This window comes from Streptomyces sp. NPDC048671 (genome assembly GCF_055587045.1).
Genome location: NZ_JBVJHB010000002.1, coordinates 101,224 through 123,179, shown reverse-complemented (window position 1 = coordinate 123,179; position 21,956 = coordinate 101,224). Strand labels below are relative to the sequence as shown.

Genomic DNA, 21,956 nt, shown 5'->3' with positions numbered 1-21,956 from the left:
GCCGGAGTGCCGCACCCCGGGTCATCCGACCGGGCGACACCTCGGCCGGTCCTTCGCCCAGGCTGCCGGGCCACGTCCCGCGCCGACGCCCCCGCCCACCCGCCAGGGTGGTGCGCTCACTCGTCCGCGAGGTCACTCCGGCTGCACGCCAGCACCCCCGTGGTGCCCGACAGCCGGGCCATCAGCGCGTCCGGATCACCTCTGCCCTGCACGCTGAGCGCGACCTCGACGGTCCGCTCGGGCGGGGGCACGGTCTCCGAGCGGCGACGGCGCCGGAACATCCCCTCACCGTCCGCGGCGAGCGTGGTCAGCTCGGAGATCGCGAACCCCGCCTCCGTGCAGTGTCTGACCAGCTCCCGCAGCGCGCCCACGCCCTCGGTGTAGGTGATCCGGTAGCCGATCGAGGCGTTGCGCAGTGCTGGGAGGCGGTGGGCCAGCGGGCGGACGCCGTACGACACCAGGAAGTAGGCGAGAGTCGCGAGCGTGGCCAGGACGGGCAGACCGGCTCCGGCCGCGCAGCCGACCGCGGCGGTCAGCCAGATCGACGCGGCCGTGGTCAGCCCCTTGACCGAACCGCGGTGCACGAAGATGACGCCACCGCCGATGAACCCGAGGCCGGAGACGATCTGCGCCGCCACCCGGGACGGGTCCAACTCGACCTGCCCGGTGACCAGTACGTCCGAGAAGCCGAACTTGCTGACCAGGGTGAAGAGGGCGGCCCCGAGCCCGACGATCGTGTACGTGCGCAGGCCCGCCGCCTTCTGGCGGATCTCGCGTTCGATCCCGATCGCGCAGGAGAGCCCGAACGCGATGCCGAACTGCGCCGCGTGCGTCCAGTTCTGGCCGAACGGTTCGTTGATGTCGAGTGCCACAAAACCTCCGATGCCCTTGGACCTTCCGGGCAGCCGGCCCCGGAAGGAAAGCGCCGTGGCTCCGCCGTGCCGGGCGATGCGACGGTTGCGGCGGCGCGCTGCCCACCGTACCGGCCGCCCTCGCACGGGCCTGGGCGCCGCCGATGCCGCCGAGTCCGGGGATTCCGCTTCCCCCAGCCGTGGACTCCTCCGCCCCCTGCGCGCGCACGGCCGGCTCGGCTGACAGCCGCCGTCTGCTCCAATCACGTCATCCCATTGGCTCTCCCGCTACCTCACCGCGGCGCCACCGCCGGGCTCCGGCGGGTGCGCGGCCGTACGGTCGGGCTCAGAGGCGTGGTGCGGCTCCGGCCCGATCCGGAGCCGCACCACGCGGAAGCGTCCCGGGCGGATGACGTCTGGGCCCTGCGGAAGATGTGACATGGCAAAGATTCTTTTCGTGATGACCGGTTCCGACCACTGGACCCTCGCCGACGGCACCGTGCACCCGACCGGCTTCTGGGCGGAGGAGGCCGTCGCACCGTACGAGAGGTTCAGGGCCGCCGGGTACGAGATCGTCGTCGCCACCCCCGGCGGCGTGGTGCCGACCGTGGACCGGGGGAGCCTGGCGCCGGAGTTCAACGACGGTCAGGAGAACGCCGACCGGGTGGCGAACGTCCTCGCCTCCATGAGCGAACTCCAGCAGCCGCTGAAGCTGGAGGACGTCGCCCTGGCGGACTACGCGGCGGTGTTCTACCCCGGCGGGCACGGCCCGATGGAGGACCTGGCGGTGAACGCGGACTCCGGGAGGCTGCTGACCCGGGCGCTGGAGTCGGGTCTGCCCCTCGGCATCGTCTGCCACGCCCCGGCCGCTGTGCTGGCGGCCACGAAGGCCGACGGCACCAACGCCTTCGCCGGCTACCGGCTCACCGGTTTCACCAACAAGGAGGAGAGCCAGGCCGGCTTCGCCGACAAGGCCAAGTGGCTGCTCCAGGACCGACTCGTGGAGATCGGCACCGACTTCCAGGAGGGCGAGCCGTGGGCCCCGTACGTGGTCGTCGACCGCAACCTGGTCACCGGCCAGAACCCGGCCTCCGCCGCTCCGCTCGCGGGCGAGCTGCTCAAGAAACTCGCCTGAGTCGCGGCGGAACCGTGCCGGAGCACGTACCGGCAAAACTCCGGCCGCAGGAACTGTTATCCGGGCCGCCCGCGGCGGTCTCCCAGTCATCGGGCATCATCAGCGGCCTACAGGACAGGGACCCAGTCACATGAGCAATCAGCACACGGTGGACCCGGTGCCACTGGTGATCGCCGCGCGCGACGGAGACGCGGGGGCGCAGGACGCGCTGGCGAGCGCGTACCTTCCGCTCGTCTACAACATCGTGGGCCGGGCGTTGAACGGTTCGGCGGACGTGGACGACGTGGTTCAGGACACCATGCTCCGTGCGCTGGACGGCCTCGGCGGTCTGCGGACCCCGGAGAGTTTCCGCTCCTGGCTGGTGGCGATCGCGATGAACCAGGTCCGCGCGCACTGGCGGGACCGCACGGCCCTGCCCGGCACGCTGGAGGAGGCCGGGGAGATAGCCGACCCGGGGGCCGACTTCGTCGATCTGACGATGATGCGCCTGCAGCTGTCCGGACAGCGCCAGGAGACGGCGTGCGCGACGCGGTGGCTCGAGCCGGACGACCGGGGCCTGCTGTCGCTGTGGTGGCTGGAGTGCGCGGGGGAGCTGACCCGGGCCGAGGTCGCCGAGGCCCTGGAGCTCTCGCCGCAGTACGCGGCGGTCCGGGTGCAGCGGATGAAGGCGCAACTGGAGACGGCCCGCGTCGTCGTGCGGGCACTCGGCGCGCAGCCGCCGTGCCAGGAACTCCGCGGCGTCCTTGTGGCATGGGACGGCCACCCCTCGGCGCTGTGGCGCAAACGCATAGCCCGGCACGCCCGTGACTGCCTCCGGTGTGCCGGACTCTGGAGCGGCCTGATGCCCGCCGAGGGCCTGCTGGCGGGGCTGGCACTGATACCCGTGCCCGCGGCACTCCTCGTGCTGTGGCCCGCCCGGGACGGGGCTGCGCCCGTCGCCGCCGCATACTCGCTCGACGCGACGGCGGCCGACAGCGCGGCAGCCGCCCGGCCCGGCCGGCACCGTTCCCCGGGCGGGCGGAACACGGACGGCCGGGCGGCCTCGCGGGCCGCGGCGCGCCGGAGCCGGCGGATCCGGCGCCGGGCGGCCGGCGGCGCGGTGGTGGTGGCGTGCATGGCCGGTGGAGGCCTGTGGTACGTGTCCCTCGGGCCCGGAACCGGGACCGGGGGCGACAGCGCCTCGCGCGCGTCGGCCGAGCCGATCGCCGATCTCGCGGCCCCCGAGAACCCGGCCACCACCTCATCGCCGCCCCCGGCGTCCGCGTCGCCCTCGCCCTCGCCGTCCGCGAAGAAGAGCACCTCGGCCGCCCCGGTCCACAAACCGCGCAAGAGCGTCGCCCCGGCCCCGAAGAAGACGGCCCCACCGCCTCCGTCGAGCGCCCCCGCCACGCAGCCCGCCCCCGCGGGCACCACGGCCCAGGTCGCCGCCCTGGTCAACCAGGAGCGGGCGGCGGCCGGATGCGGGCCGGTCAAGGAGGACGCGCAGCTCACGGACGCGGCACAGCGCCACTCCGACGACATGGCGGCCCGTGACTTCTTCGAGCACACCAACCCCGACGGCGCCGACCCCGGACGGCGCATCACCGACGCCGGGTACCGCTGGTCGACGTACGGCGAGAACATAGCCCGCGGCCAGCAGACTCCCGAGGCGGTGATGGAGTCCTGGATGAACAGTCCGGGCCACCGCGCCAACATCCTCAACTGCTCCTTCAAGGACATCGGCATCGGCGTCCACAAGGGTCCCGGCGGACCGTGGTGGACGCAGGACTTCGGCGCGAAGCCGTGAGCCCGGCCGGCCCGGCCACTGCTTCCGGACGCCGCCGGTGACGGGCCTGCCCGACGAGCGGGATGCCGCCGTCCGGCAGCGGGTGGAGTCGCCGCGGGACGAGCTGGAGCTGCGGGAATCCGAGAGTGGTCACACAGGTGTCCGACGCGGGCACTCCTGCCGCAGCCAGGGCGGCAGCCGGAACGCGGCCTCGGCGTACGGTGCCGGATGGATCGCCCGGCTGGTGCCGTCCTGTATCTGGAAGACCAGCGGCGCCTGAGCGAGCGACGGATCGGGATTCTCGTCCGGGTAGGCCGCGTTGGTCTGCCCCGCCGCTCCCAGGAAGTACGCGCCGTTGACGCCGCGGTGCACGACGCTTCGCAGGGCGTCCACCGTCTCACCCGGGTGCCCCGGGCTGGAGGTGGCACTCCAGGCTCGCGCGAGAACCTGTACCTGGTCGTAGCCGGCGCCCGCGAGGCCGTGACCGGGGGTGCCGCCGTGCAGGCGCGCGTAGTTCCGGGCGAAGGAGGCTCCCCGGGCGTCACCGTACCGGCCGGTGACACTGGCCCAGACGACCCCTTCGGCAGCCTCGCCCGCCGCGCCGAGATAGGCCGGAACGGATGGGGTGTAGACGTTGTAGACGAGGGTCGGCGAAGGATCCCGGACGAAGGCGCGTTGGAACGCGGCCATCGCGGTCGGTGGATGGTTGCCCAGCAGCAGCGCCGCCGGGGAGGTGTGCCGCAACTGCTCAAGGACCTTCGACCAGTCGTCGTACGGCGGTCTGGTCTTGATCCGGAACTCCACGCGCCAGCCCGCGGCCTCCATCAGGTCCGCGCCCCGGTTCGGCAGGATCTCGCTGTCCGCGACCTCGGGTTCGACCACGCCGATGGTGCGGTGCGGCGGCTGCCACAGGCCCGCCGCGCCCGTCTGGGAGGCGAACCGCAGGAAGCCGTGCATGTAGTTGCTGCGCCGTGGGCCGGCCTGGAACACGTTGCCGAAGACGGATGGCTCGGAGTCGACCCAGGCCGCCTGGAGGTCGCTGCTGCCGACATTCAGGTACGGGACCCCGTACTCGGCGGCACGCTCGTAGCTGGAACGCTCGTCGACGAGAAGGTACGAGCCGACCAGTGCGGACAGGTCGCGGGCGCCCGCTGCACGGAACGCGGTGTCCACCGAGACCGCGTCCTGGTTGTCGAGCGGGAAGGTCGCCAGCTCCACGGGCCGCCCCGACACGCCCCCGCGCGCGTTCAGTTCGGCCACCGCGAGTTCGGCGCCCTTGAGGAGCTCCTTTCCGTCGGCGCCGTAGGCGCCGAGTAGCGGAGCCATCAGGCCCACGGTCAGCGGCCGGGGAGCGAAGAGGCGGGAGTTGCGGCGCGGAGCGCCCGCGAATCGGGTCGGTCTGCCACGGCCGCGTTCCAATGTGTCGAGCATGCCCACGCCCAGGGCGGACAGTTCGGCGCAGGCGCCGGGCACCGGGAGCCGCAGCAGGCCACTGTCCACGGCGAACGCGGCCGCCGCGCTGCGGCTCGGCTGACCCAGTTTGTCCAAGAGCGCCTCCACCTGCTTGCCGACGGTGCGCGGACTGGTGCCCAGGTAGCGGGCGACGGAGGCGTTGGTGAGACCACCCGAGAGCAGCGTGAGCACGTCGAGTTCCCGCGCGGTGAGACCGTACGGCGGTTCGCCGGTCCGCACCGCGACGGTGACGGTGACCTGCCGGCCCTCGGCTGTCGGTGGCACCGAGAGGTCGATGTGCGCCCATACGCCGTCCTCAGTGATCCAGACGAAGGAGACGGCGGACTTGCGGGTGGCCGGCATCAGCTCCGCCCAGCGCCTCACGCGCTGATCCATCACGAGATCGCAGCCCAGCACGTCGAGGCGCTCGAAGCGACCGGACGCGTCGAGCCGGGCCACGCCGGGGCCCAGCAGGCGCCTGCTTTCGGACACGCTCTCGGACGGCTTGGACCGGTCCCGTGCCATGCGCACCTCCTCCTGCCGGGCGGCTCCGGCTCTTCCCACCGGGGCTGACCAGCACCGACGTACACCCTCGTCCATGGGGAGAACGACGTATTACCGCGCATCGTCGGCCATGGGAACGTCACATTTCAAGGCCGGAAATGATTTCGGGTTGTCACATTGAGTCACAGAAAGGGGGTCTCATGCGTATTGGTGTCGAATGCGGTGGCACCTTCACCGACCTGGTCGTCCTCGACGACGACGGCAGGCTGCGGGCGACATCGAAGGTCTTCTCCACTCCGCAGGACCCGTCGCGCGCGGTGATCGAGGCGATCGACGAGCTGCCGGCCGAACTGCGTGAGGGCGCGCTGCTGCTGCACGGCAGCACGGTGGCGACCAACGCCCTTCTTGAGCGCCGCGGCCCTCGCCTGGGCCTCCTCGTCACCCGGGGATTCCGTGATCTGCTCACGCTCCAGCGTCAGGACCGTGACCGGATGTACGACCTGCGGTACGTCAAGCCCGCACCACTGGTGCCGCGTCATCTGGTCCAGGAGATCGACGAGCGGGTTCTGGCGTCGGGCGAGACAGCCCTCGAACTCGACGAGGAGAGCGCACGGCGAGCGGTGAAGGAACTGCTCGCCCAGGACGTCACCGCCATCGCGGTGTGCCTGCTGCACTCCTACGGCAACCCCGCGCACGAACGGCGTCTGGCCGAGTTGACCGCCTCCCTGGCACCCGGGCTTCCGGTGTCCCTGTCCTGCGAGGTGGCGCGCGAATTCCGCGAGTACGAGCGCACCAGCACCACCGTGGTCGACGCATTCGTCCGGCCCGCCGTCGCCGGGTACCTGTCCCGGCTCGCCGACGCGGCCGCTCGGCGTGGCATCACAGGGCTGCAGGTGATGCAGTCGAACGGCGGCGCCGTGCCGGTGCCCGTGGTGACGGCCCGGCCGGTGACGATGCTGCTCTCCGGGCCGGCCGCCGGAGTCAGCGCAGCCGTCGCCGTCGCCGAGTCAGCGGGGCTCGGGGACGTCGTCACCATGGACATGGGCGGCACCAGCACGGACGTGTCCCTCGTCGTCGACGGCACCCCGCAGCTCACCCCGGAGGTCACCGTCGACGGGCTGCCGGTGCGCGTGCCGATGATTGACATCACGACCGTCGGCGCCGGCGGCGGCAGCATCATCGCTGTCGACAGCGGCGGCCTGCTCACCGTCGGCCCGCGGAGCGCCGGGGCAGACCCGGGGCCCGCCTGTTACGGACGCGGCGGTCCGGCGCCCACCGTCACCGACGCGAACGCCGTCCTCGGCCTGCTCGGGCCGCACCCGCGGCTGGCCGGACGCTTTCCGCTCGACCTGGACGCCGCCGCAGCCGTCTTCGCGCCGCTCGCCGCCCGGCTCGGCGTCACAGTCGGCGAGGCCGCCTGGTCGGCCTATCAGCTGGCCAACGTCGCCATGGCAGGTGCCATCCGGGTTGCGTCGGTCGAGCGCGGCCAGGACCCGCGCGGGCTGACGCTGCTCGCCTACGGGGGAGCGGGCCCGGTGCACGCGGCGGGCGTCGCCGACGAACTGGGTATGCGGCGCGTCGTGATCGCCCCGCACTCCGGGCTCGCCTCCGCCTACGGGCTGCTGGTGTCCGGATTCCGACGCGAGTTCGCCCGCACGGTCCTCGCCGCCGCCGACACGCTCGAAAACACCCGTCTGCGTGAGGTCATGGCCGCCGTCACCGGCGAGGCACACGGCGAACTCGCCGGGCAGGGCGTCGATGCCACCACCGTGCACGACACCTGGACCGTCGACATGCGCTATGCCGGGCAGGGCTTCGAACTGTCGGTGCCGCTGCCCCGGCCGGCGGGAGAGGACCTCGTGCGGCAGCTCGTCGCGGCCTTCCACTCCCTGCACGCTCAGCGCTTCGGGCACGCGGATCACACCGCTCCCGTGCAGGTGGTGACCCTCCGGCTGAGCGTCGGCCGGCCCCGTCCCTCGGTGGCGCTCCCCGCCGTCGAGCACCGGCCCGACGAACTCCGCCAGGAGGGCACCGTCCTGGAGTACGGCAGACCCCGTCCCACCGTCATCGTGTCGCGGGGCTCCCTGTCCATCGGCACGGAACTGGCCGGACCCGCCGTCATCACCGACGCGTCCTCCACGACCTACGTGCCCAGCGGCTGGACCGCCACCGTCGACCCGGCCACCAACCTCGTCCTCACCAGGAGCTGACCCATGCCACTCGACACAGCCCGGCTCGGTCTGATCCGGGCCGCGCTCTCCTCCATCACCCGCGAGATGGCCACCGACCTGCGCCGGGCGGCGTTCTCGTCGATCGTCCGGGAGGCCCGCGACTACTCGGTCGCGCTCACCGACGCCCGCGGAGAGGTCATCGACCAGGCCGAATGCATCCCGATCATGACCGCGGGCATATCGTTCGCGATCCGCGGTCTGGCCGACGCCGTCGACCTGTCCACGCTGACCGAGGACGACGCGCTGCTGATGAACGACCCGTTCAACGGCGGCCAGCACCTCCAGGACATCTACCTCTTCACTCCCGTCTTCACCGATGGGCAACTGGTGGCGTTCGCCGCGAGCGTCGCCCACCACGTCGACATCGGCGGTGGCAGCCCCGGCCTCAACGCCACCGCGACCGAGATCTACCAGGAAGGCCTTCGCCTGCCGCTCAGCCGATTCTCCGTCTCGCGCGACTGGGGGCGCGGCGGCTTCGTCGAAGAGATGGTGCGGGCCAACGTCCGCGTGCCCGACCTCGTCATCGGCGATCTCAACGCGCAGTTCGCCGCCAACCGCACGGCTGCGACCCGACTCAAGGAGGCCGCTGTCCGGTTCGGTACCGCCGACTGCCTCACGGCCATGGACGAGCTCAAGGACTACTCGGAGCGGCGCACCCGGGCGGCACTCGGCCGCATCCCCGACGGTGTCTACGAGTCCGTGCAGACCCTCGACGGCGCCCCCTGGGACGCCGGCACGGTCGACATCCGGGTCAGGGTCACCGTGGCGGGCGAGGAAATCCATCTGGACTTCACGGGCAGCGGGGACCAGATCGAAGGCAACGTCAACTGTCCCCTGGCCTCGACCGTCTCCTCAGCCATCAGCGCCGTTCGCTGCCTGCTCGACGAACCCGACATCCCCTTCAACGAGGGCTGCAACCGGCCCATCACCGTGCACGCGCCGTTCGGCAGCATCCTCAACCCGAGGTCTCCCGCCGCCGTACGCAGCCGGCTCACCCCTGCCAGCCGGGTCTTCAACGCGATCGTCCAGGCTCTCGGTCGGCAGGTTCCCGACCGAGCCGCCGCGACCGGTTTCGACACCACGACCGCGTTCACCGTCAGCCATCTCGACCGGGACACCAGCAACTACCAGGTCGTCCTGGAGATCCTCGGCGGCGGCTGGGGCGCCTGCGCCGCACACGACGGTGCCGACGCCCTCGACAACCCCATCTCCAACTGCGCGAACGCCCCCGTCGAGGCCCTGGAGTCCGACTACTCGCACTTCCGGGTCGTCGAGTACGCGCTCCATGAGCACTCCGGCGGCGCCGGCGAGCACCGGGGCGGCCTGGGCATCCGACGTACCTACGAGGCTGTCGCCGACGGTGTCGACATCGCCGGATACGCGGACCGCCACCGCACCGGTGCACCCGGCCTGGACGGCGCGGGCCCCGGACGGCCGGGCTCGTTCACCATCACCCGCGCCGACGGCTCCGTCGAACAACTCCCCGTCGTCTTCCACGAAAAGCTGGGGGCCGGCGACCGCGTCAGCGTGGTCACCGGCGGCGGCGGCGGCCACGGAGAGCCGTCCGACCGTGCCGCACACCGCCTCGAGGCGGACCACCGCGACGGTCTCGCCTCAGCCCCCTCCGCTTAGCCAGGAACCCCCTTCCGCCTTCGCTGCCCGCCCTGCCGCCCCGCCAGGAGTACGTCATGCGTCAAGGAACGACCCCGGCCTCCGCCGGACCCGGGCCCGCCCTCTCCACGAGACGGCTCGCCTCGGCTCAGATCATCGGGACCACCATCGAGTGGTACGACTTCTTCATCTACGGCACCGCTTCCGCGCTCGTCTTCAACCGCGTCTTCTTCCCCGGACTGCCGCCGCTCGTCGGTACGCTGCTCTCCCTCGCCACCTTCGGCGCGGGCTTCCTCGCCCGCCCGCTCGGTGCCGTTATCTTCGGTCACTTCGGGGACCGGGTGGGGCGCAAGCGCACCCTCGTCGTCACCCTGCTCCTGATGGGTGGCGCCACGGTCGCGGTCGGTCTCCTGCCGTCCTACGGCGCCATCGGGGTCGCGTCCCCGCTCCTCCTGCTGCTCCTGCGCATCGTGCAGGGGATGGCCGTCGGCGGCGAGTGGGGCGGCGCGGCGCTCATCGGCATCGAGCACGCCGCGCCCCGCCGCAAGACCCTCTTCGGCGCCTTCGCCCAAATGGGCTCACCGCTCGGCCTGGTCCTCGCCACCCTCGTCTTCATGGCCGTCACCACGGGCTCGGATGCCTGGCTGCACAGCTGGGGCTGGCGCCTGCCCTTCCTCGCCTCCGTCCTGCTCATCCCCATCGGCATGGCGATCCGCACGAAGATCCAGGAGTCGCCGGACTTCACCGCGGCCGGCGCGGGACCGAAGCCCGCGCGCCTCCCCGTGGTCGAGGTGCTGCGCCAGGACTGGCAACGCGTCCTCATCGGAGTCGGCGCGTTCGCCGGGGTCTTCGTCACCTACTACCTGCTCACCACGTTCACACTCGTCTACGCGACCGGCACGCTCGGGATGAGCACCTCCATCACGCTGCCCGCGAACCTGATCGCCGCGGTCAGCGAGGGCCTCTTCGTTCTCATCGGCGCTCTCCTGGCACCCCGCTTCGGCGCACGCAGGATCGCCGTGGCCGCCGCCACCGGCCTCGTGATCTGGGCGTGGCCGGCCTTCGCCCTGGTGGGCACCCAGAACGCGGCGCTGCTGTATCTGGGCGTCGCCGTCAGCATGGCCTTCGTCGGGGCCGGCTACGGAGTCCTCGCCGCCGAGGTCGTCCTGTTGTTCCGCCCCGAGGTTCGCTACACGGGCGCCTCCCTCAGCTACGGAATCGCGGGCTCCATCGGTGGAATCGCCCCCAGCTTCTCCACCTACCTGCTCGATCGCAGCGGCAGCACGACCCCGGTGGCCGTCCTCACCGGGGTCGTCGCCCTGGGGATGGCCGCAGCGTGCCTGGCGTTGCCCCGCCGCTCCGAGGACGACGTCCTGCCCGGGACACCACGCACCGGCGCGGCCGTCTCCGCCCACTGATCAGCCGCCCCTCACCACACCCTCCCGGAGTTCTGCCATGTCCACCTCTGTCCCGGCCAACGGCCAGGTGTCCTTCTGGTTCAGCCAGACCGGCTTCCCCGCGCGACGCACTCCACTCGACGGTTCGATCACCGCGGACGTGTGCGTCATCGGCGCCGGATACACCGGGCTCTGGACCGCGTACCACCTCAAGAAGGCCCGGCCCGACTGGGACATCGTCGTTCTGGAGCGGGAGTTCGCGGGTTTCGGCGCCTCCGGCCGCAACGGCGGCTGGCTGTCCGGCAAGATCCCGGGTTCGCCCGCCCGGTTCGCCGAGGAGCGCGGAAAGGAGGCCGTCCTGCGCTTCCAGGCCTTGATGAACGAGGAGGTCGACGTGGTGCTCTCGACGCTGAGCCGCGAGGGCATCTCGGCGGACGCGGTGAAGAGCGGCTATCTGCGCGTCGCCCACGCGCCGGCCCAGCTGGATCGACTGCGGGCCTCCGTCACACACGACAGGGAATGGGGCAACACCGACGAAGTGTTCCTCTCCGCACCGGAGTTGAAGAAGCGCGTCGAAGTCGCCGGGGGCCTCGGCGCGGCCTTCAATCCGAACTGCGCGCGCATCCACCCGGCCCGGCTGGTCATCGGCCTCGCCGAGAGCGTCGTCCGTCTGGGAGTGCGCCTGTACGAGTCGACGCCCGTCACAGCGATAGCTCCGCACGAGGCGACCACACCATTCGGTTCGGTGAGCGCACGTCACGTGCTGCGCTGTACCGAGGGCTTCACCTCTGAACTGCCCGGTGAGAAGCGCACCTGGCTGCCGATGAACTCCTCGATGCTCGTGACCGAGCCGCTGTCCCGGTCCGCCTGGCAGAGCATCGGCTGGGAGGGACAGGAACTGTTCAGCGACCAGACCCATGCCTACCTCTACGGGCAGCGCACCGCCGACGGCCGCATCGCCCTGGGCGGACGGGGCGTGCCCTACCGGTTCGGCTCCCGCGTCGACGGGAACGGCGGCACCGGCGCCCGGACGGTGGCCTCGCTGGCCCGGACGCTGGCCACACTGTTCCCGGCGGCGGCCGATGTCCCCGTCGCTCACGCCTGGTCCGGTGTGCTCGCGGTACCTCGTGACTGGTGTCCCACGGTCCATCTGGACCGGGCCACCGGCATCGGCGCGGCGGGCGGATACGTGGGCCAGGGCGTGACGGCCTCGCATCTCGCGGCTCGCACTCTCACCGACCTGGTCATCGGAGAGGAGACCGAACGCACCCGGCTGCCGTGGACCGGCCGCACCTCGCGGCGCTGGGAACCGGAGCCGGCCCGCTGGATCGGAGTCCATGGAATGTACGCGGTCTACCGCGCCGCGGACCGCCAGGAAACAGCGGGACACCGCACCAGCACGTCTCCCCTTGCTCGGGTGGCGGATCTGATCTCGGGGCGCTGACCGTCACGGTCCAGGGTGCCGGGCGGCCGCCCGGCTCACCCCGGACCGGTGGCGGGTCAGCTTTCGACTTCCGATTTGTCCGCACCCCAGAGGGTGTGGAAGGTGCCGTCGCGGTCGGTGCGGCGGTAGGTGTGGGCGCCGAAGTAGTCGCGCTGGCCCTGGGTGAGGGCTGCGGGGAGGCGGGTGGCGCGCAGCGAGTCGTAGTAGGCGAGGGCGGCGCTGAAGCCGGGGGTGGGTACGCCCTGGAGGATGGCGGTGGCGGTGACAGCGCGCCAGTCGTCCTGCGCGGCGGCGATCTCGTCGGCGAAGCCCTTGTCGGCGAGAAGGCTCGGTAGCTGGGCCTGTGCTTCGTAGGCGTCGGTGATCCGGTCGAGGAAGGCGGCGCGGATGATGCAGCCGCCGCGCCAGATCGAGGCGATCCTGCCGAGGTCGATGTTCCAGTCGTACTGCCGGCTGCCTGCGGCGAGTTCGTGGAAGCCCTGGGTGTAAGAGACGATCTTCGAGGCGTACAGGGCCTGTTCGACCTGGTCGGCGAAGGCCGCGGCCTCGTCCCCGCCCAGGGGCTGTGCGGTGGGTCCCGCGAGGTGACGGGAGGCCTCGCGCAGGTCGGCGTGGCCGGAGACGGAGCGGGCGAAGACCGCTTCGGCGATACCGGAGACGGGCACGCCGAGGTCGAGGGCGACCTGGACGGTCCACCGGCCGGTGCCCTTCTGCTCCGCCTGGTCGAGTACGACGTCCACGAAGGGCTTGCCGGTCGCCGCGTCGATGTGCGAGAGCACCTCCGCGGTGATCTCGATGAGGTAGGAGTCCAGGCGCCCGGTGTTCCAGGTGCGGAACACATCCGCGATCCGCGCGGGGGAGTAGCCGGCCACGTCCCGCAACAGTTGATAGGCCTCGCCGATGAGCTGCATGTCGGCGTACTCGATGCCGTTGTGAACCATCTTCACGAGTACTGAGGGGCGATGCTAGCACTGTGCTTGCTACCTGTGTTTTCCCACGTCAAGCATGGTTCGGTGCCTTTCTGGCCTCGGCGGCTTTTGGCGGTGCGAGGCGGTCTTTGGCGGGGGTTGTGCTGACTTCTTGCTGACTTTGCTGACGATTCGTCAGGGGAAGGTGGTGGGGTTCCGCCCCGCCGAGAGCGTTCTGTGCACTCGCCAACCAGACGTGGGCAGCCGGGTTTCGCGGTACCGGACTGCCCTGGTTCACCCCTCTTCCTGTCTCCTCTTCGCTGGGGACGGCCGGGTGCTCATGTTCTCGGCCTCCAGCGTTGGCTCACCCCGCTCGTGCGGAGAGCACGATCGCGTCATGCTCATGCTGGGCGAGGCCGCCGGTTCACCTCCGCTCACGCGGAGAGCACGGTGACGGCGCGCTGGTCGCCGTTGAGCTCTCCTTGGTGGGTCATGGGTCACCGCCGGGGCATGCGAAGGCCCGGCCGCAACGGCGAGATGCGACCGGGCCAGTTCGAGGGGGCGTTACAGGTCGAGCAGGCGCGCCTTCTGCTGCTCGAACTCGGCCGGGGACAGGATTCCCTGGTCTCGCAGGCCGGCCAGCTTCGCCAACTCGTCGGCGAGCGAGGAGGTCGGGGCGGGCCCGGTGTGCTGGGGTGCGTGCTGGGCGACGATCGCGGCGTCGAGTTCGGCGCGGAGCTTTTCGAACGCGGGCATCTGCGCCTTCGTGAAGATCACCGAGTTTTCGTCCTTGGCGGCGTTCGACGTCTGCGAGCCGAACCTGCCGCGGACCTCGTTGCCGCCGGGGACGGTGAACTGGATGAAGCCGTTCATCACCCCGCCGGCGGGCTTCCACTGGACGGCGCTGATCTGGCTGATGTGGAGCCGCTTCTCACCTTTGCCGTGCGTGGCGCGGGCGAGGAACCCTTTGCGGGTGATGGTGACGTACTGGCCGTCGAACGTGATCTGTCCGCCCTGGCCGGTGACTTCGGTCATGTGTGCCCCCTGCTGCTGTGTGGGGGCATCGTGGCATGCGGTGTGGTGGTGTGTGTGGGAAAGGCGAAGGCCCGCCATGTTGGGGCGGGCTGCCTGTTTTCGGGCACGCGGGATCTGCGGCCCATGATGCGGCATGATCGGCCGATTGTGCAACTAGGTGCAGAATCAAGCGCGTTACGCGACTCAGCAGCCCGGTCTACGCTCCGCGCATGATTCCCGGTCGTGGTGTCCAGCATTGCTCTGGTCATAAGTGCCATCTCGCTGAGCTGGCAGGTCGTTTCGTGTGCGTCGGCTGCGACCACTTCCCGACCGACCCGTCGTACTTGCCAGAGCTGCGGACCTATCTGGACCCCCTGCTGAGGGACCGCGAACGTCTCGCCGCGGCCTCGGACCTCGACGCCTGGGCCCGCACCGAAGCGACTCCGTCCGACGAGGAGATCAAGCGCATCCGCACACTGATCCGCCGCGTCGAGACCGACCTCGACGGGCTCACCGAGGACGAACGCGAGCAGATCAAGGACGCCACCCGGACCCTGCGCAAATCCCGCACCGTCTCCCTGGGCATGCCCGGCATCCGTCCGCCCGAGCCGGAGCTGCGACTGGAGCGTGACGCGTGAGCGCATTACCGGACCACCTGACCCGAGCGCGGGCCGCTGACTCCGACCGACGACGAAACCGGGTGTTCAAAGCTCTCGACCAACTGGCCTCCACCGGCGAGGAGATCAGCGTTTCTTCGGTCGCCCGCGCCGCCGGCGTCCACCGCAGCCTGATTCATCGCCACGGAGATCTGCACGCAGCCGTCATCGCCCGCGCGGGCCAGCCCCCGCCCGGCACGACTGCCGGAACGCAGGTCAACCGCAAGTCGCTGCTGGCTGACGTCGCGAACCTCACGGCCCGCAACGGGAGACTGTCCGCGCACATCACCCGGCTCGAACGGCGCCTGTCCAAAAGCCTGGGGGAGGTCGCGTGGGAAGCCTCCGGGCTTGGAGCCCCAGCAGATGTCGCGACACTGACCCACCGGAACGGTGAGCTGGAACAACAGATCCTCGGCCTCCGCGCGGAGTTGATCCGAGCAGGAAGAGGACCTCGCTGCCGCACGAGCGGCCAACCGCGAGCTGATGGCTCGGCTCAACCGCTGACTGCGGCCTCAGCGGCGTCCCCATAGCCCGTGTCCAAGAGCCCGGGGCAAGCTCCGGACGTCCGGCGATCAGAGTTCGGCGTTCATGGCGTCGTACACAACCGTATTCTGGCGCTGGTGTGACGGATATCAATGGGGTGAGCGTATGCACGTTGGGGACCTGGTCGCGGGCCGCTACGAGCTGGTCAACTTGCTTGGTCGGGGAGGGATGGGCGAGGTATGGGCCGCACGGGACCGCGTCCTGCACCGCGACATCGCGCTTAAATTACTTGTCCTAGACGAAGGCGCCTTACCTGAACTGGCGCAGCGTTTCGAGCGCGAAGCGGTGGCGGCCGCACAGATCAACCATCCGAACGTGGCCACGCTTTATGACCGCGGCGTACACGAGGATGTGCTGTTCCTCGTCATGGAAAAAGTCGACGGTATCCCCCTGAGCGAACTCATCCGTTCCCAGGCGGCCATGGCACCCGACGACGCCCTTGCGATCGCTGAGGGTATCTGCACCGCGCTCGTCGCCGCGCATCGGGCTGGGGTCGTCCACTATGACATCAAGCCACACAACGTGATGCTCACCGGTGACCGCCAGGTAAAGGTCGTCGATTTCGGCATCGCCGGGTTCCTGCAAGCCGCCTTCACCGTGGCACGCTCCTCACAACTGACGCCCGCTGGGACCCCGGAGTACGGGGCACCCGAGCAGTTCCTCAACGTACGAGGCGACGAGCGCTCCGACCTGTACGCCCTGGGCGGCGTTCTGTTCGCCATGCTGACCGGCCAGCCACCCTTCACCGGGCATAGCGGCCTAGCCGTCATCCGGTACAAAATCGACGAAGACGCACCACGCCTGGACTCCGTGCTGCCAGGGCTGCCGCCCGTCCTGACGGTCCTCGTGGCCGCGCTCCTGGCCCGCGACCCCGCGCAGCGGCCTCAAACGGCACACGAAGTGAACCAGCGCATCAAGAGTCTGCGGGCGGTCGGCGTTCCGAGTGATGCGGCAGAGCGCACCGTGCTGCTGTCCAGAATGGCCCGCGCGGCGCGCGCGGTACTCGAATTCCGGGCTGATCAGCAAGTCTCAATTGACCAAGAAAGCGTGCACAAGCAGCACTCAGCCACGCATGTAACGCGGCCCATGCATCCCGCAATCGCCCGCGTACCCGGCTCCTTCGAGATCTCCTGGAACGGCAGGGAACCGCTGAACTCGTACACGGCCAGGCCGAGCTTATGGGGACAATGGCTCGGTGCCCTGCTGTCCTCAGCCGTGGTGGTCGCTGCCTTCTACTTCCCGTTCCACGCTGGACTCATAACGCCTGGAGGCCCAGACGGCGGAGACAATCCATGGATAGCCATCCCTGCCCTCGGTGGCACCTTCGGCGGTCTCTCGGCACTCTATTTTACGTGGCTCGCGATCACGAACACGGTCAACACAGTCCGGCACTCTTTCATACGTAAAATCAGATCCGCCTGGAACCTGCACGTGGGACGCGCCGGCATCGTAATCAACTCCGCGGCAGGCACGGATGAGTTCGCCTGGAGTCAGATCCAGGGCATCAGCATCAACGAAATCCACGGTTCACCGCCGCACCGGTACACCGGCATTCACCTCGCCCTAGAGCCGAGCGCCCGCCCGCCAGCTGGCGTGTTCCGTCCCGCTGGCTGGCCCTACGGTCACCCCCAAACTCTGCAACGCCCAGTTGCGCTCATCCCTATCTGTGTTCTTGGCCCCATGAGCGAACGGCAGCGAAAACAACTTGTCCAAACCCTCACCGTCTACGGCGGCGAGCGACCAGCAAGCAGCTTCACGACGCTGCCCGTCGACCTATGAACGCGCGTCCCTATGACCACAAGTGCCCGCGAAACAACAAGTCGCCTTACGCAACCACAGCTACCAGCTTCAGGCCGCCACCGCCCCGGTCCGCGACACCTGTCGCGCACCTTGAGACCTCGGACATACACCACTGAGCTGCACGGTCATCGTGGTTGCCGAATCCGTGCGCTGAGCTACCCCGAGAGAAGCGATGAGGATCACGAAGGTCAGCCGGCACGCGGTCCGCTTTGATCTCGGCCAGGCTCGGGGCGAGCCCGGCCAGGACATCTATCGCCTCGCGGATGTAGCGGTAGACCGTCCCGATGCCAAACCCGGCGGCGAGTTCGACGTAGGTGTCGCCGCAGCGCAGCGCAGGTAGGGACAGGACCAGCAGAGCCTGACGGCCCGGCGGGATGCGCCGCCATCGGGCGCCGATCTCGCGATGGCGAGTAGTCAGGTGCTGGGCGAGGTCACGCAAGTGCGTGCTGGACAGATCGACCGCCGATGGGTAGACAAGCACCCGAAGCTCCTGGTCGAAACCGGTGAGGACTCCTCTCACGCCTTGCGCGCGCCGGACCTGGTGATGCGTGACTTCACTACGGACGCCCTGGACACCAGGTGGTGCGGCGACATCACCTACATAGTCGTCGGCCCGTCCAGGCTCTACCTTGCCACGGTGATCGAAATCTGATTGAGGAAGGTCGTGGGCTGGTCGATCGCGGACCACATGCGCACCTCGCTGGTCACCGACGCGATCGAGATGGCCGTGACCGCTCGCGGCGGCCGGGTCCACGGCGTCGTTTTCCTAACCGACAGAGGCGCCCGGTACAACGCGGCCACCTTCGCTGCGTCTGCCGCCAGCACGGCATCCGTCGCAGCACGGGCCAAGTCGGCTCGAGCTACGCCAACGCCCTCGCTGGGTCGTCCTTCCGGGGCCTCAAACGTGAGTTGCTCCACAGACGCCGCTGGACCTCGAAGGAACAGACCTGCTCAAGCGATTCCACTGGCTTTCGTACTACAACCGGCGCCGTCGCCACTCCGGCGCTCGGCTGCCTCACACCAGGCGAATTCGAACAACAACTGATCACGACACGTACGTTGTCACTCGTCGCATGAAACCCGGTGTCCACTGCCCGGGATCAACCTCACCTTCGCCATAGGCGCCTGTGCAGGCAGTCGGGCAGCGATATTTCCTACGAGGCGCCCGTCCGGATGAGCGCCCCGTGATCATTCTGCTCGTACGTACGGTGCGCGTTCTTCTCGATCTTCCGGGCGACCTCGGAGCTCAGGTCCACGTCATTCATCTGCGCCAGGGCCGTCAGGTAGAGGAAGACGTCAGCCAGTTCCTCCCCGAGGTCGGGCAGGCCCTTGCGCCAAGCGGTGAAGGCTTCACCCACCTCAGCAGTCAGGAGGCCGAACTCCAAGGCCACGTCGGTGGTGTTGAACCCCTTGAGGTTCTTGTTCTCCCAGGCGAGTTTCTGGGCGTCCCCGATGTCCAAGACTCCTCCAGCGGCGATACAGCAGGTGCCCTGGAACCCTAGCGGGGTTGGTGTGCCGACGTGTTGGATTCGGCGAGCCATCACCCCGTCGAGGGGAGGTCGAGAAGCGAGGTGTCGAGCTTGAGCACATGCGTGTAGTCCGTGAGTGTGGAGAAGACCCTCTCGTATCCCGTCACCAGTTCGGAGATCTCCTCCAGGTCGACTGCCTCACCGTCGCGTGACAGAAGCCGCTGATGAATGACGGCGGGTGGCGCGGTCAGGTGTACGAGTACGCCGGAGCGGTTGATGACGCTTTCGGCCAGGTCGATCGCCTGGGACCAGTTGATCCGGGAGCGACCTCGGTGTAGAGGGCCGTACACCAACTCGCTGATGAAGCACCGGTCGAAGAGGATCTTTCCGTCCCCGGCGAGGATGGTCCTGTAGCGGCTGGCCAGGTCGAGATGGTCGGGAGTCCTCGGAGAATGGACCATGGTGAAGCCGTGGTGTCTCGACAGTCGCTCGCCGAGCGTGCTCTTGCCGACCCCGTCGCATCCCTCCAGAACCACAGTTTGATAGTCGGCGATCTCGTCGGGGTTCATGCGGCCAGCCAGGACTGAACGGCCTCTTCGCTGTCGAGGTGAGTATCGGTGGCGTACTGGATCATGAGGTTCCGCCAGTTGGGCTCACGGCCATGAGCGTGCGTGAACACAGGGCGTGGCTGGAAGGCCGCGATCCGTACGCCGCTGGCCAGAGCGGCGCCGATGATCAGGGCGGTTCCCGGCGGTGTCTCGGGGCCGGAGACCTCGGCCAGCAGCCGGGCAGCCGACCGGACCGCTGTCAGATCGGCCAGGGCGCCCGCAACCGGGTCGGGCGCCGTGAAGCGCTGAGGCACGACCACGGCGTGTCCGGCATCCACGCAGGTTCTTGCCAGGTGGTCCTGGCCCCACGCCGTGTACGGCGACGCTTCGACGTACACGGGTGCGCCCACGCCCGCGGGCGCACGTACAGGAAAGAGAGCACGATCCGGGAGGCTGAGCAGGGCTTCGACAGTCTCGTCGACAGCCGCATCCGTCTGAGCCACATTGCGCGCCTGGAACCTCTGGAATCGCGACCGGCCTGGAGGCGCAGGCAGAGTCGGCGGTCCGAGCGTGGCCACCCGCACGATACGGGTGGCCACGGCTTGGAGCAGGGGGTCGGGGAAGTCGAGGTGGCTGCCGGCCTCGGTCATCGAGTAGGTCTGGAAGTCCGTGCTGAGCACGAGGACGGGAACGCCGGTGGCGGCCGCGTACCCGATCTCCATGCAGACACCATCGTCCAGGCTCGGGCCGTGCAGGATGGCGATCATGGCGTCGAGGCGCCCGAGGCGTTCGCGGTCCAACTCGAACAGGCGGCGCCCCTTGACCTCCGCGACGAGGTCCTCCTCATCGGTGTCGCAGAACGGCAGGAAGACGCGGTCGGGACCGATCTTTTCAGCAAGTCGACTGGCGAGGCCGGCGGCCAGAGCGCGGTCGTGTGCGGCGAAGAGCCGGTGGGCTATGTAGACGGTCACGGGAAGAGGCCCCCAAGTCGGTAGGTCAGCCGCGTCGGGGCACGGGGATCGGAAGGGACGGGGCCGCGACGTACCGGGCTGCGGCTGCTGTACCTTCCGCCAGGGCCTGGGCGGCTGTGGCACCGCGTGAGCGGCGGGCCAGGAAGGTCCCGGCCAGGGTGTCTCCGGCGCCGGAGACTTCATGCGCAGCACGTGGTGGGGGAAGGGAAGAGGCGACCTGAAGTCCGAGGTGGCGGACCACGGCGGTGTGGGGTCCGTCGGTGACGACCACCTCCGGCAGCGTGCCGCAGTCGACCGCTCGGTCAAGGAGCCTGTACTCCGAGGCGTTGACGAACAGGGTGGTTGCCTTCGGCAGCCAGGGCGCGGCAGCGCGGATCATCTCCTGCGCGCTCGGCAGGAAGAAGTCCACGCTGAAGGCGGCCGGGGTCTGGGCGAGTCGTCCGAGTACGGCCGCGACGTCCAGTGGCCGGCGGCAGCAGACATGAATGGTGGCGCGCGGGTGCGTGCTCACGTGCCCGAGGGCGTGCTCGGTCAGAGCCTCGGCCACGCCATAGTCCGTGCCCACCCTCACCAGCTCGCCCCGCAGGTCGTACTCCAGGTCGAAAGTGGTGGACGGGCCGTCGGCCTGGAGCCGCGCCGACCAGTCGAGCGTTTCCAGGCCGGGTGCCTCGGGGAGGTGGGCGAGGTCGTTTCCGAGGACGCAGACCGGGGCCGCCCGGCGGCCGGCCTTCGTCGCCGCCAGCGATACGAACAGGGCCGCGCCCCCGAGCCGGGCCCCGCCACGGTGGTCGGGGTAGCGGGTCAGGTCCAAGCTGACATTGCCGATGACGTCGAGCCGTTCCACGTTCTCTCCCAGGAGATCAGGCGATCCGGGTCGGGTGTGAGCAGCCGACGACCTTCGTACAGACGGGGCGCCGACGACAGAGCTGTGGGGAGGGGCCGTTGAGGTACAGGCGTTTGAAGTAGATCAAGACGAGGTGGGCCCACCAGGTCGGCTCCACCCCTTCCGGGATGGTGACCTGGTACTCGTTGTCGGTGACCATGGAGCGGAACTCGCCCGCGCGGCTGTGGACGACTGCTTCGAGGACATGCCGCATCCGTTCGTGTGCCACGGGGCCCGACGGCAGGGCGAGACCCAGAGCGGGCGCCAACTTGGTGACCATTCCGGAATCCACCGGGATGATGCCGCAGTGGTACCCGCGGGCGGTGAGCAGTGCGCACTGGGCGACCTTGTAGGACGCACCGTGCACCCGTGTGGCGAAGTCGAGGACCAGGGCGTCGAGATCCGCCGACTCCGCCGCCGGATCGACCCCCTCCTTCTCCCAGCCCTGGAGCAGCTCGGCGAGGGAGCGCACGTAGTCGATTCGGGCCTGCGGCAGGCCGATGGGGCGGACCAGTGAGGCCAGCTCGGCGTCCGTGCTCGCGACGAGGTCGTCGAAACCACGTGCTTCCGCCGAGTTGATCACTCCTGCGTACGTCTCGACCATTCGGTAGGAGACCCGGGTGGACCAGCCGGCGGCGATCATCCGTACACGCGGATCGCCGATCGAGGACGGCCACCAACGGTTCTCGTTGTGGTTGGCCTCCACCTCGGTCCGCACGTTCGGCAGGCTGGCGGCGCGAGCAATCAACCGGTGAACACGTCGAATTTCAATCG

18 protein-coding genes and 2 pseudogenes are annotated in these 21,956 nt (G+C 69.6%); 9 read left to right on the top strand and 11 right to left on the bottom strand.

Annotation, left to right across the window (positions count from 1 at the left end):
* Positions 1-116: 116 nt before the first annotated feature.
* Positions 117-872: an MgtC/SapB family protein gene (locus ACZ6S6_RS04960; protein WP_362952967.1), complete on the bottom strand. Its 756-nt coding sequence runs from the start codon at positions 870-872 to the stop codon at positions 117-119.
* A gap of 418 nt (positions 873-1,290) precedes the next feature.
* On the opposite strand from ACZ6S6_RS04960, the gene ACZ6S6_RS04955 reads away from it, so the two are divergent.
* Together ACZ6S6_RS04955 and ACZ6S6_RS04950 are read left to right on the top strand one after the other, a co-directional pair.
* Complete coding sequence (locus ACZ6S6_RS04955; RefSeq protein ID WP_362952969.1) at positions 1,291-1,986, top strand: type 1 glutamine amidotransferase domain-containing protein; 696 nt, start codon at positions 1,291-1,293, stop codon at positions 1,984-1,986.
* A gap of 130 nt (positions 1,987-2,116) precedes the next feature.
* Complete coding sequence (locus ACZ6S6_RS04950; RefSeq protein ID WP_469704036.1) at positions 2,117-3,772, top strand: sigma-70 family RNA polymerase sigma factor; 1,656 nt, start codon at positions 2,117-2,119, stop codon at positions 3,770-3,772.
* 129 nt (positions 3,773-3,901) lie between these two features.
* Here the strand turns inward: ACZ6S6_RS04950 and ACZ6S6_RS04945 are convergent, their stop codons facing one another.
* A complete protein-coding gene (locus ACZ6S6_RS04945; RefSeq protein ID WP_469704035.1) occupies positions 3,902-5,728 on the bottom strand; it encodes an ABC transporter substrate-binding protein in 1,827 nt (608 codons plus the stop codon).
* 179 nt (positions 5,729-5,907) lie between these two features.
* On the opposite strand from ACZ6S6_RS04945, the gene ACZ6S6_RS04940 reads away from it, so the two are divergent.
* The 4 genes from ACZ6S6_RS04940 to ACZ6S6_RS04925 are packed head-to-tail and all read left to right on the top strand — an operon-like array spanning position 5,908 to position 12,390.
* Positions 5,908-7,917 carry a hydantoinase/oxoprolinase family protein gene (locus ACZ6S6_RS04940; protein WP_362952975.1) on the top strand — a complete coding sequence of 670 codons (2,010 nt, stop codon included), beginning with the start codon at positions 5,908-5,910 and terminating at the stop codon, positions 7,915-7,917.
* Positions 7,918-7,920: 3 nt separating this feature from the next.
* Entirely contained in the window at positions 7,921-9,570 is a 1,650-nt protein-coding gene (locus ACZ6S6_RS04935; protein WP_469704034.1) for a hydantoinase B/oxoprolinase family protein, read from the top strand.
* Positions 9,571-9,626: 56 nt separating this feature from the next.
* A complete protein-coding gene (locus ACZ6S6_RS04930) occupies positions 9,627-10,967 on the top strand; it encodes an MFS transporter (RefSeq protein ID WP_362952979.1) in 1,341 nt (446 codons plus the stop codon).
* A gap of 37 nt (positions 10,968-11,004) precedes the next feature.
* Positions 11,005-12,390 carry an NAD(P)/FAD-dependent oxidoreductase gene (locus ACZ6S6_RS04925; protein ID WP_362952981.1) on the top strand — a complete coding sequence of 462 codons (1,386 nt, stop codon included), beginning with the start codon at positions 11,005-11,007 and terminating at the stop codon, positions 12,388-12,390.
* A 56-nt stretch (positions 12,391-12,446) separates the two neighbouring features.
* Here the strand turns inward: ACZ6S6_RS04925 and gndA are convergent.
* Both gndA and ACZ6S6_RS04915 read right to left on the bottom strand, forming a co-directional pair.
* Positions 12,447-13,337 (bottom strand): annotated as a pseudogene (gene gndA / locus ACZ6S6_RS04920) (NADP-dependent phosphogluconate dehydrogenase); the annotation flags it as partial.
* A gap of 525 nt (positions 13,338-13,862) precedes the next feature.
* Entirely contained in the window at positions 13,863-14,333 is a 471-nt protein-coding gene (locus ACZ6S6_RS04915) for a DUF4429 domain-containing protein (RefSeq protein ID WP_469704033.1), read from the bottom strand.
* Between the two features lie 323 nt (positions 14,334-14,656).
* Between ACZ6S6_RS04915 and ACZ6S6_RS04910 the strand changes: the two genes are divergently transcribed.
* Positions 14,657-14,950: a transposase gene (locus ACZ6S6_RS04910; RefSeq protein ID WP_469704032.1), complete on the top strand. Its 294-nt coding sequence runs from the start codon at positions 14,657-14,659 to the stop codon at positions 14,948-14,950.
* 5 nt (positions 14,951-14,955) lie between these two features.
* On the opposite strand, the gene ACZ6S6_RS04905 is transcribed toward ACZ6S6_RS04910, so the two are convergent.
* Entirely contained in the window at positions 14,956-15,372 is a 417-nt protein-coding gene (locus ACZ6S6_RS04905) for a hypothetical protein (protein ID WP_469704031.1), read from the bottom strand.
* 184 nt (positions 15,373-15,556) lie between these two features.
* Between ACZ6S6_RS04905 and ACZ6S6_RS04900 the strand changes: the two genes are divergently transcribed.
* The gene (locus tag ACZ6S6_RS04900) at positions 15,557-17,290 is read left to right on the top strand and encodes a serine/threonine-protein kinase (RefSeq protein WP_469704030.1); all 1,734 of its coding nucleotides are present in this window, start codon (positions 15,557-15,559) and stop codon (positions 17,288-17,290) included.
* A gap of 46 nt (positions 17,291-17,336) precedes the next feature.
* On the opposite strand, the gene ACZ6S6_RS04895 is transcribed toward ACZ6S6_RS04900, so the two are convergent.
* Positions 17,337-17,792 carry a helix-turn-helix domain-containing protein gene (locus ACZ6S6_RS04895; RefSeq protein WP_469704029.1) on the bottom strand — a complete coding sequence of 152 codons (456 nt, stop codon included), beginning with the start codon at positions 17,790-17,792 and terminating at the stop codon, positions 17,337-17,339.
* A gap of 45 nt (positions 17,793-17,837) precedes the next feature.
* On the opposite strand from ACZ6S6_RS04895, the pseudogene ACZ6S6_RS04890 reads away from it, so the two are divergent.
* A pseudogene (locus ACZ6S6_RS04890) lies at positions 17,838-18,388 on the top strand (IS3 family transposase); the annotation flags it as partial.
* 77 nt (positions 18,389-18,465) lie between these two features.
* Here the strand turns inward: ACZ6S6_RS04890 and ACZ6S6_RS04885 are convergent.
* The 5 genes from ACZ6S6_RS04885 to ACZ6S6_RS04865 form a co-directional block, all read right to left on the bottom strand.
* Positions 18,466-18,771, bottom strand: a complete 306-nt coding sequence (locus ACZ6S6_RS04885) for a MazG nucleotide pyrophosphohydrolase domain-containing protein (RefSeq protein WP_469704028.1) — start codon at positions 18,769-18,771, stop codon at positions 18,466-18,468.
* An 80-nt stretch (positions 18,772-18,851) separates the two neighbouring features.
* Positions 18,852-19,349: a hypothetical protein gene (locus ACZ6S6_RS04880; RefSeq protein WP_469704027.1), complete on the bottom strand. Its 498-nt coding sequence runs from the start codon at positions 19,347-19,349 to the stop codon at positions 18,852-18,854.
* Positions 19,346-20,299, bottom strand: coding sequence for a nucleoside 2-deoxyribosyltransferase (locus ACZ6S6_RS04875; RefSeq protein WP_469704026.1), 954 nt, complete (start codon positions 20,297-20,299; stop codon positions 19,346-19,348). The genes ACZ6S6_RS04880 and ACZ6S6_RS04875 overlap by 4 nt, the downstream gene beginning before the upstream one ends.
* A 25-nt stretch (positions 20,300-20,324) precedes the next feature.
* Entirely contained in the window at positions 20,325-21,143 is an 819-nt protein-coding gene (locus ACZ6S6_RS04870) for a PfkB family carbohydrate kinase (RefSeq protein ID WP_469704025.1), read from the bottom strand.
* 16 nt (positions 21,144-21,159) lie between these two features.
* A complete protein-coding gene (locus ACZ6S6_RS04865; protein WP_469704024.1) occupies positions 21,160-21,900 on the bottom strand; it encodes a hypothetical protein in 741 nt (246 codons plus the stop codon).
* Positions 21,901-21,956: the final 56 nt, after the last annotated feature.